This is a genomic window from Flavobacterium sp. UBA7663 (assembly GCF_002483315.1).
GTDB lineage: Bacteria > Bacteroidota > Bacteroidia > Flavobacteriales > Flavobacteriaceae > Flavobacterium.
Map to the genome: position 1 here is coordinate 20,710 of NZ_DLHR01000029.1, position 9,710 is coordinate 30,419.

The 9,710-nt window shown below is 33.1% G+C and carries 12 protein-coding genes; 4 read left to right on the forward strand and 8 right to left on the reverse strand.

The features are described 5' to 3' along the window. Together B2741_RS13000 and B2741_RS13005 are read right to left on the reverse strand one after the other, a co-directional pair. On the reverse strand, window positions 1–986 hold a 986-nt coding region (locus B2741_RS13000; RefSeq protein ID WP_291139751.1), incomplete at its 3' end, for a PepSY-associated TM helix domain-containing protein. A gap of 63 nt (window positions 987–1,049) precedes the next feature. Continuing rightward, complete coding sequence (locus tag B2741_RS13005; protein ID WP_291139753.1) at window positions 1,050–3,194, reverse strand: TonB-dependent siderophore receptor; 2,145 nt, start codon at window positions 3,192–3,194, stop codon at window positions 1,050–1,052. Window positions 3,195–3,391: 197 nt separating this feature from the next. On the opposite strand from B2741_RS13005, the gene prfA reads away from it, so the two are divergent. Continuing rightward, entirely contained in the window at window positions 3,392–4,465 is a 1,074-nt protein-coding gene (gene prfA / locus B2741_RS13010) for a peptide chain release factor 1 (protein ID WP_291139756.1), read from the forward strand. A gap of 75 nt (window positions 4,466–4,540) precedes the next feature. On the opposite strand, the gene B2741_RS13015 is transcribed toward prfA, so the two are convergent. The 5 genes from B2741_RS13015 to B2741_RS13035 are packed head-to-tail and all read right to left on the reverse strand — an operon-like array spanning window position 4,541 to window position 6,371. Next, on the reverse strand, window positions 4,541–5,194 hold the full coding sequence (locus tag B2741_RS13015; protein WP_291139758.1) for a hypothetical protein: 654 nt from the start codon (window positions 5,192–5,194) through the stop codon (window positions 4,541–4,543). Between the two features lie 10 nt (window positions 5,195–5,204). Then, complete coding sequence (locus B2741_RS13020) at window positions 5,205–5,534, reverse strand: hypothetical protein (protein WP_133606103.1); 330 nt, start codon at window positions 5,532–5,534, stop codon at window positions 5,205–5,207. Window positions 5,535–5,536: 2 nt separating this feature from the next. Further along, a complete protein-coding gene (locus B2741_RS13025; RefSeq protein ID WP_133606105.1) occupies window positions 5,537–5,920 on the reverse strand; it encodes a hypothetical protein in 384 nt (127 codons plus the stop codon). A gap of 9 nt (window positions 5,921–5,929) precedes the next feature. Then, complete coding sequence (locus B2741_RS13030; protein ID WP_133606107.1) at window positions 5,930–6,199, reverse strand: YtxH domain-containing protein; 270 nt, start codon at window positions 6,197–6,199, stop codon at window positions 5,930–5,932. 19 nt (window positions 6,200–6,218) lie between these two features. Beyond that, entirely contained in the window at window positions 6,219–6,371 is a 153-nt protein-coding gene (locus B2741_RS13035) for a lmo0937 family membrane protein (RefSeq protein ID WP_291139765.1), read from the reverse strand. Between the two features lie 213 nt (window positions 6,372–6,584). Here B2741_RS13035 and pyrF point away from each other — a divergent pair, with 213 nt between their 5' ends. The 3 genes from pyrF to B2741_RS13050 are packed head-to-tail and all read left to right on the forward strand — an operon-like array spanning window position 6,585 to window position 9,075. Next, window positions 6,585–7,418, forward strand: coding sequence for an orotidine-5'-phosphate decarboxylase (pyrF, locus tag B2741_RS13040; RefSeq protein ID WP_291139769.1), 834 nt, complete (start codon window positions 6,585–6,587; stop codon window positions 7,416–7,418). Between the two features lie 23 nt (window positions 7,419–7,441). Beyond that, window positions 7,442–8,236, forward strand: a complete 795-nt coding sequence (locus tag B2741_RS13045; RefSeq protein ID WP_291139771.1) for an ABC transporter substrate-binding protein — start codon at window positions 7,442–7,444, stop codon at window positions 8,234–8,236. 56 nt (window positions 8,237–8,292) lie between these two features. Further along, the gene (locus B2741_RS13050; RefSeq protein WP_291139774.1) at window positions 8,293–9,075 is read left to right on the forward strand and encodes an alpha/beta fold hydrolase; all 783 of its coding nucleotides are present in this window, start codon (window positions 8,293–8,295) and stop codon (window positions 9,073–9,075) included. An 83-nt stretch (window positions 9,076–9,158) separates the two neighbouring features. Here the strand turns inward: B2741_RS13050 and B2741_RS13055 are convergent. Further along, on the reverse strand, window positions 9,159–9,710 hold a 552-nt coding region (locus tag B2741_RS13055; RefSeq protein ID WP_291139777.1), incomplete at its 5' end, for a hypothetical protein.

Consider the following 9,710-nt stretch of genomic DNA (forward strand, 5'->3'; position numbering starts at 1 on the left):
AATTCTCCTGAATTTTCATCAAAAATCAAACTGTGATTCACATGATACGAGTAGGAGAGTTGCTTTACAAACACATCATAATTCGGATGTTCGTGGTCGTCTAAATGTTCGTAACCAAAATCCAAACTGTATTGAAACGCATCTGGATATAATTCCTCGACTTTTTTTCCAATTTTATCCAACGTATGCTCGTTTCGCATTTCGATTGGTGCTTTGGTTTGAATGTGCGAAAAATCAGGATACGTTGTGCTTCCACCTGAAAAAACAAAGTATAAAATCGCTTGAATGAAGAAAAACGCATAAAATAATCCCGTAAAGGCAACCACAAAAGCTAATGAAGAAACATAAAATCCTAAAATATTATGCAAATCGTAGTTTTTGCGTTTCCAACTTTTAACGTTTTTCCAATTGAAAGCAAAGCGTTGTTTTCTGGCGTTTTTGTTTTTTGGCCACCACAAAATAATACCCGAAATCAGCATGAAAACAAAAATCAATGTAGGAATACCACAAACATAAGTTCCCCAATCGGTTTTCAGCATAAAACTGAAGTGAATCGATTTGATGATGTTGAAAAAATCTAAAGTTTCATCATAAACACCACGAATTTCGCCCGTAAACGGATTCACATAAACCGATTTGTAAACGACATATTCTTCATAAAAATTCCAACCTTCTGGATTTCTTTCGTAGTAATAGAAAATGTAGCTTCGGCTTTTATCAATGGGAACCGTTACCCAGTGAATCGGATATTTTTCATTGGTAAACGCATCTACTTTTTGCTCTAACACTTTAAGCGAAAGCGGTTGTTTATTGACGATATTTGCCTCGTGATGGTAAATAGCATCTTTTCGAAGGTAATTCGTGATTTCTTCCTGAAACACATAAATTGCACCCGTAATCGAAATGATAAAAACGATTAAACCGGTAGATAAACCTAACCAAAGATGTAGTTTTCGAATGCCTTTTTTGAAACTTGATTTTTGCATGTGATTACGATAAAAACTCCCCACCGAAATGAGGAGCTTACTTTAAACTAAACAGAAAATAAACTAAAATTTATATGTAACACCAGCGGTAATGCTGCGTAAACGTTGAGGTGTAACTGTTGACCAACCTGAATAATATTTTTCGTTCAACATATTATTCAATTTTAATGATACGTTAAACTTGTCGTTGTCATACGATACAGCCGAATTTAAAACCGTGTAATCTGGTAAAGAGAAAGTTCCTGTGTTGGCTCTGTTCAAAGTTTTGTATTCGCTAGCGTAGTTACCGCCAAAACCAATTCCAAAACCTTTCAATTGTCCTTCCGTTACCGTATAATTTGCCCATAAGTTCACTAACGTTTCTGGACCAGCTTCTTCTGGACGTAATCCTAAATAACCGTCGCCAGGAGATTCTTTTGTAACTTCTGCCTCATTATGACTAAAACCTGCAATAACGTTTAAACCTTTAATTGGATTTGCAACGATGCTTAATTCAACACCTTTGCTTTCTACTTCACCACCTTGAATCGAGTTGTTGATGTTGTTTGGATCAGTAATTACGCGGTCTTTCACACGGATGTCATAATAACTTACCGATGCCGAAATAATATCTTTGTACAAACTTGTTTTTAAACCTACTTCAAATTGATTTGCTTGTTCTGGATCAAATTCTTTGGTTCTAGGATTGCTTCCATCTAAATCGGCAACAGTTGTTGGAGCTACGTTTTTAAATCCGTTCATGTAATTTCCAAAAACAGACACTTTGTTTTCTACAATTTGATACACGGCACCAAATTTTGGAGATAAAGCTACTTGACCTTTTGTTTCTTCGCTATCATATTGAGACGTTTTTCCATCAAAATAATCCAAACGTAAACTTGCCATCACAGATAATTTATTGGTAACATTTAATACATCTGAAACATAAGTACTCATAATTTCTTGGTTGGCTTCTGTGTTTCCTGCAAAACTTCCGGTTAAAAGAGCGTCAGTTCCCGCTTGTGTTAAAACTCCGCTGTCTGTTCCGTTAACTAATGAAACAATTCCGTTAGAAACCCAGCCCGAACCACCGTTGATCAATCTCGAATTGTAATAATCCAATCCTGCAACTAAACGGTTTCTCATGTTTCCGATTTTGAAATCGCCTATGAAATTTTGTTGGATATCGGTAGTGTAGAACGTTCCATCTGCTTTAGAAATATAACGTGTGAATTCATCGCCATTAGCAGAATCCCATAAATACTGATAGTAACCGTTTGTTTTGGTTGAACTTTTAGATAAAACCGTTTGCGAAGTCCAATTGTTTGATAGTCTATACAAGGCTTGCATTTGCATGTTGAACGAATTGTTGTTCATGGTTAAATCATTTGAAGTGAAGGATCTTTTATAGTTTCTATCAAACAATTCCATTGAATCAAATGAAAGAGGTGAGTAGCGACTCAAGAAAATCATGCTCGCTTTAGCTGAGGTATTTTTGTAAAATTCGGTGTTTACTAAGAAAGTCAATTTATCACTAACTTCATATTTTAATGAAGGCGCTAAAAAGAAAGCATTTGAAAATCCTGCATCTTGGAATGATTCTTCAGTTGTGTAAGCTGAATTCACGCGAACTGCGGCTTTATCATTAAGCGGAAGGTTAACATCAGCAGTAACACGATTGCTGCCATACGTTCCGTTGTTGTAGCTGATTTCTCCACCAAATACTTGATGTGGTTTTTTAGTTACCACGTTAATTAATCCACCATAGGAAATCACACTACTTCCAAATAACGTTCCCGAAGGTCCTTTAATTACTTCGATGTTGTCGATGTTGATTGGGTCGATTGTAGTGTTGGTTAAAGCAGGTAAACCATTTACCATTGAAGGTTGAACTGCAAAACCTCTCATAGAATAATACTCAGCTCCATCGCCGTTACGACCTGTAGATTCCCAAAGTCTGGTTACACCTGTTGCGTTTTTAAGTGCATCGTTAAAGTTGGTTACTATTTGTTCTTTTAAAAGATTTGCAGGAATAGAATTGTACACTTGTGGGTTTTCAATGTCTTTTAAAGGCATTTTAGAAACGGTTGTACTGCTTTCTTTTTTGTATTTGTTTTCTCTAGTGCCTTCAACTGTAACTTCTTTTAAAACTTTAGTTGAATCCGCTTTTTCTTGACTAAAACCCAGTAGCGAAGACAATAAAAGCGTTGATAATACTATTTTATTCATTTTATTTAGATTTAATTAAAATAACAAAGCAAAAGTATTAAGTCGAAATGAAATCTCAAAATTTATTTAGACTTATTTTAAATAATATTTTTAAGAAGTTGATTTTCAGATAAAAACTTTATTCTCAAGATTCAGAACTTAAATTTTTAAACTTTAAACTAAAATTGTAACTTTGCACTCCAAAATAAATAACAGCTATGTTAGATAGATTACAATATGTAAAACAACGTTTTGACGAAATTTCAGACTTAATTATTCAGCCTGATGTAATTGCCGATCAAAAGCGTTACGTACAATTAAATAAGGAATACAAAGACCTTAAAGGTTTGGTTGAAAAACGTGAAGAATACATTACGCTTGACGGAAATATAAAAGAAGCTAACGAAATTATTGCAGATGGTTCAGATGCCGAAATGGTAGAAATGGCCAAAATGCAATTAGAAGAAGCTAAAGAACGTTTACCACAATTGGAAGATGAAATCAAATTCATGTTGATTCCTAAAGATCCAGAAGATGCGAAAAACGTAATGGTGGAAATTCGTGCGGGTACTGGTGGAGACGAAGCTTCTATTTTCGCAGGAGATTTATTCCGTATGTATACTAAATATTGCGAAGCACGTGGTTGGAGAACTTCTGTAGTAGATGTTAGTGAAGGAACTTCTGGTGGATTCAAAGAGGTAATTTTTGAAGTAACAGGAGAAGACGTTTACGGAACTTTGAAATTTGAAGCAGGAGTACACCGTGTACAACGTGTACCACAAACCGAAACACAAGGTCGTGTACATACTTCAGCTGCAACGGTAATGGTTTTACCAGAAGCAGAAGAATTTGATGTACAAATTGATATGAACGATGTTCGAGTTGACTTTTTCTGTTCGTCTGGTCCTGGAGGTCAGTCTGTAAATACGACGAAGTCTGCGGTTCGTTTAACGCACATTCCAACTGGATTAGTGGCACAATGTCAGGATCAAAAATCGCAGCACAAGAATAAAGATAAAGCAATGGAAGTATTGCGTTCTCGTTTGTACGAAAAAGAATTAGCCATCAAACAAGCGGAAGATGCAACAAAACGTTCTTCGCAAGTAAGTTCTGGTGACCGTTCGGCAAAAATTAGAACCTATAACTATTCACAAGGTCGTGTAACCGATCATAGAATTGGTTTAGACGTTTTTGATATGGATGGTGTAATGAACGGAAAAATTCAAAAATTTGTTGACGAACTTCAGTTGGTAAACAACATGGAGAAATTAAAAGAAAATGAAGTTTTTTAATCGGAAACTTTTTAAATATAAAAAATGCCAAACTAAATAATAGCTTGGCATTTTTTTTTGAATCAATAACTGTAACTATTCTTTTGCTTCTGAATTTTCTTCTGCTTTTGAACCCATTCTATTCGCTTTTAAAAGAGGAGCAAATTTGAATTTGATTGATGCAATTTTCATATTGTCAGAACCAGATAAACCTTCGTTTTCAACTGTGTTTTTTCTAGTATCTAATGCTTCATAGTACAATTTAATTTCATCCCAATCTTCTCTTGAGTAGCTTTCTTTGTTTTTTTCAACTGTAGTAGTAAAATTGTCATATACTCTTAAAATGTTGTCTTTGTTAACCCAAGTAAATGCCATATCATCTCCAATATCTTCGCTTCCAAAAAGAGCTGTTCTAACAATTGATTTAGTTGTTGCTTTAGGTTGTTGAGCTAAATAACTTGCTTTGTATAATTCATATTTTTCGCTAGAAACTAGTATTTTACCTTCTAATTCTTCACGATTTTCTAAATCTTGTAAAGCAACTTCAGCTGCAATTTTTCTTCTTTCGTGATCATTTTCAACGCTATCCCAGTTTGTTTTCATGTCACTTAAGGCAACATTGTTTAACGAGTCTACATACATTTCATATGCCACAACTTCTTTTTCTGCATTAGTTTGTTTGTCGTCTTTACAAGAAATTAAAGCAACTCCAGATGCAAGTGTAATAAGTAAAAATTTTAAATTTTTCATTTTTGATTGTTTATTTGTTAGAAATTTTTGATAGTATTTTGGTTACTGCAAATTGAACTCCGTAACCTAAAATTTGTTTGAATGGATTTTTGGATTCGCCAACTACCATTCTTTTAGATAAATAACCGCCTAAAACACTAGTAATGGTAGAAAATAGATTGTCTTTGTTAGTCGCAGTTTTGTAAAATTCGGAAATACCTTGATTAACAATATTGGAAACGGTAAAAGAATTATGAACAGTAAAATATTGTTCTTTTAATTCGACGAATTCATTAGCTCGTTTTATTTTTAACGCAGCAATTTTGTTGTCAAGAATGTCGGTTTGTTTAAGCGCTTTCATCCTTATAAATGGTTTGGATTACTTTCATCTTCAGAGATAATCTTATCTTTTAATAGCTTAGAAACAATTAAATTATCGATTGGTATTTTAATTAGTGTTTTTCTAAAAATGAATACAATAATGGCAACTATAAAATAAAATCCGGAAACCAAGAAAAATCCCATAGCATAATCATTTAAGAGTTTGCCAATAAAAAGACTAATTCCAATGTTAATAAACAAGGTAAACATAGCCACTATAATAGAGATTGAAATAACAACCGATAAAGAAGAGATTACATCTGATGTTTTATCTATGGTATTTAATTGTAGTAATTCAAAACTGGTTTTGGAATACTTTTCTGCTTTTTTATAAAGTAGCTCTATATCGGTGGCTATATTTTCCATTGTTATTTCTTATCTGGTAATGTCGTTACTCATTCTTTCTAATTTCGATTTTCCTTCTTCAATAACTTCTTCTGCATTAGAAGTAAAGTTTGAATATTGATCTTCAACCGATGCAATAAAATCAGTAAAACTTCCTTTTAAATTATCTTTTAAATCAGTTCCTTTTTGTGCAATTTTTCTTCTGGTATTGCTGCCTTTATCTGGAGCAAACAATACGCCTAATAAAGCACCAACAGCTAATCCACCTAATACTCCTACAATTACATCTGTATTTTTCATACTATTATTTTTTAATGATTTATATTTCTCTTCCTTTGATTAATCTAAATAAAATCGCAATTACAGCGATTACCAATAAAATGTGGATAATATTACCCGCACTGTAAACAAAAAAGCCTAATGCCCAAAGAATAACAAGCACTACAGCAATGGTGTATAATAAATTTGACATATCTTTATGTTTTAAAGTTTATAATTGACTACGACAAGCTTTTAACTTATCTTTTTGAACTCTAACAAAGGTGTAACTTATTGAATCAATTTGTGTTACATAGCAATATGTAAATGTTACATATTTCCCACTTTTATAGAATTGTTGTTACTTTGAGTTTCCAAAACTTTGAACTAACTTTGCCAAACAACTAACACTAAACACCGCAACGTTTTGACAACACAACAACTACAAGACCAAATTCAAGCTAAAAAATCATTTCTATGTATTGGTTTGGATGTCGATTTGAACAAAATTCCTGAGCATTTACTACAAGCCGAAGATCCTATTTTCGAATTCAACAAAGCAATTATCGACGCGACTCACGATTTATGTGTTTCTTTTAAACCAAACACAGCTTTTTATGAAGCTTATGGAATAAAAGGTTGGCAATCGTTAGAAAAAACAATCAATTATATCAACTCCAACTATCCTGAAATTTTTACCATTGCCGATGCAAAACGTGGCGATATTGGTAACACTTCGTCAATGTATGCTAGAGCCTTTTTCAACGATTTAGATTTCGATTCGGTAACTGTGGCTCCTTATATGGGAAAAGATTCAGTAGAACCTTTCTTAGCATTTGAAGACAAACACACGATTATGTTGGCCTTGACTTCCAATGAAGGTGCTTTTGATTTCCAAACTCAAAATGTAGATGGAAAAGAATTGTACAAAGTGGTTTTAGAAACTTCAAAATCATGGAAAAACGCTCATAATTTGATGTATGTAGTTGGCGCAACTAAAGCCGAATATTTCACAGAAATCAGAAAAATTGTTCCTGATAGTTTCTTACTAGTTCCAGGTGTTGGCGCTCAAGGTGGAAGTTTAGCTGAGGTTTGTAAATACGGAATGAGCAAGAATGTAGGTTTGTTAATCAATTCTTCAAGAGGAATTATTTATGCTTCAAACGGAACAAATTTCGCAGAAAAGGCTAGGGAAGAAGCGTTGAAATTGCAACAAGAGATGGAAGAGATTTTGGTTTCAAGTTTCAAGTTTCAAGTTTAAAACGAGCATCTTAAACTTTTTAAATGAAATTAATAGATCAACTAGGAATTTTACACACTTTCGAAACCACACCTTTACGAATTGTTTCATTAGTGCCTTCGCAAACCGAATTGCTTTACGATTTAGGTTTGGAAGATAACATAGTTGGAATAACTAAATTTTGTGTGCATCCTGTTCATTTTAAAGCGACGAAAACGATTGTTGGCGGCACAAAAAATGTCAAATTCGATAAAATAAAAGCGCTTCAGCCTGATATTATCATTTGTAACAAAGAAGAAAATACCAAAGAAATTGTAGATGAATTAAGTGCTATTTGTCCAGTTTGGGTAACCGATATTCTCACGATTGAAGATAATTTGCAAATGATTCACGATTTTGGGCAACTTTTCAATAAAAGAACTGATGCTCAAAAATGGATAGACAAAATTAACTTTGCTTACCAAGATTTTCAGCAATTCATCAAAGATAAACCCATTAAAAAAGCAGCTTATTTTATTTGGGCAAAACCTCATATGGTCGCCGGAAATCATACGTTTATCAATGAATTGTTGAAATTAAATCATTTCGAGAATATTTACGAAGTAAAAGAAGGACGTTATCCTGAAATCGAGTTGAAGAAAATCCGTTTAGAAGGTGATCCTGATTATGTTTTTTTATCATCCGAACCTTTTCCTTTTACCGATGAACATGCTTTTGAAATTGGACGATTCACGCATCATGCAAAAACCGTTTTTGTCGATGGCGAAATGTTTTCTTGGTACGGAAGCCGATTGTTAAAAGCATTTGATTACTTCAAAAAACTACATACTAAAATTTAAAATTTGTTCAACCGTTAAGTTTGTTGAAAAGCAGTACATTTGGCAAAATTACAATTTTGATTTCCTACACAATTTATAAAAACGAAACGAGTACAGAATGGGTTACTTTTGTTCATGGAGCAGGAGGAAGTTCGTCTGTTTGGTTCAAGCAAATTCGAGATTTCCAGAAGCATTTTAATGTATTGTTGTTGGATTTGCGCGGTCATGGAGATTCAAAAGAACAATTAAAATCGGCATTCAAGCAAAAATATACGTTTAAAGCCATTGCCGAAGACATTGTTGAGGTTATTGATTTTTTAAAGATTGAAAGTTCTCATTTTGTTGGAATTTCGTTAGGTTCCATCGTCATTCGTCAATTGGCAGAAATGCATCCTGAACGAGTAAAAAGCATGATTTTAGGTGGTGCGATTTTAAAAATGAATTTCCGTTCGCAAGTATTAATGCGATTGGGAAATACGTTTAAATATGTGTTGCCGTATTTGGTTTTGTATAAGTTTTTTGCTTTTGTGATTATGCCGAAAAAGAACCACAAACAATCGCGCTTACTTTTTATCAACGAAGCCAAGAAATTGTATCAAAAAGAATTCATCAAATGGTTCAAACTTACCGCCGAAATTAACCCAGTGTTACGTTGGTTCCGTCAAAAAGAACTAAATATCCCAACACTTTACGTTATGGGCGAAGAAGATTATATGTTTTTACCTTCGGTAAAGCAAGTCGTTGCTAATCACGTTAAAACCGCTGAACTTTTCATTATTCAAAACTGCGGTCATGTGGTTAATGTAGAACAACCGCTTATTTTTAATGAAACGGTGATTGGGTATTTGAAGAAAAGGTAGTTTGATTATACTTTTCAGAAGCGGATTTTATACAGGTAAATTTGGAATTAGCCATTGAAGCAAACCGCTGTTGTAAACAGTTTTTAAATTTTCGGAAACCATATTTTACAAAAGAATATGTTCCTTTCAAATCTTTTGTTTATTTGAGTTAATTCCCATTCCGTGTATTCGAATATTTTTAAGTCTTCTATATTAAATCCGTCTTTTGTCAAGTTTGTCTTAATTATTTCTTTTTCGGATTTCTTTTTTATACGTTTAAACTTCCTTTCTTTGAAATTAATTAAAATATGATAAACATTTTTAAAATCTTTAAATTCACAAAAGTATGCGTAATTTCCACATTCAGAATAAGAGACATATTTAAAATCATTTTCCTCTGAAGAATTTATAGGACATGCGTAATATTGGTTATTGTAGTAAATAATTTCTTTTTTAATATCTAGAAATGAAATTTTTGCTACAAACCAACCCCAATAAAAGTCAAATGGTTTTTGAATTTGGTAAAAATATTTTTTATTTGGGCTTAAAGTATTTATGTTGACTAAATTGTCACCCCAATTAAATTTGTATTTATTTTCGTCAATCATAGAATTGTTTACAACGTTCTGCGGCTTGCTCTCAGTGGCGTTGCACCA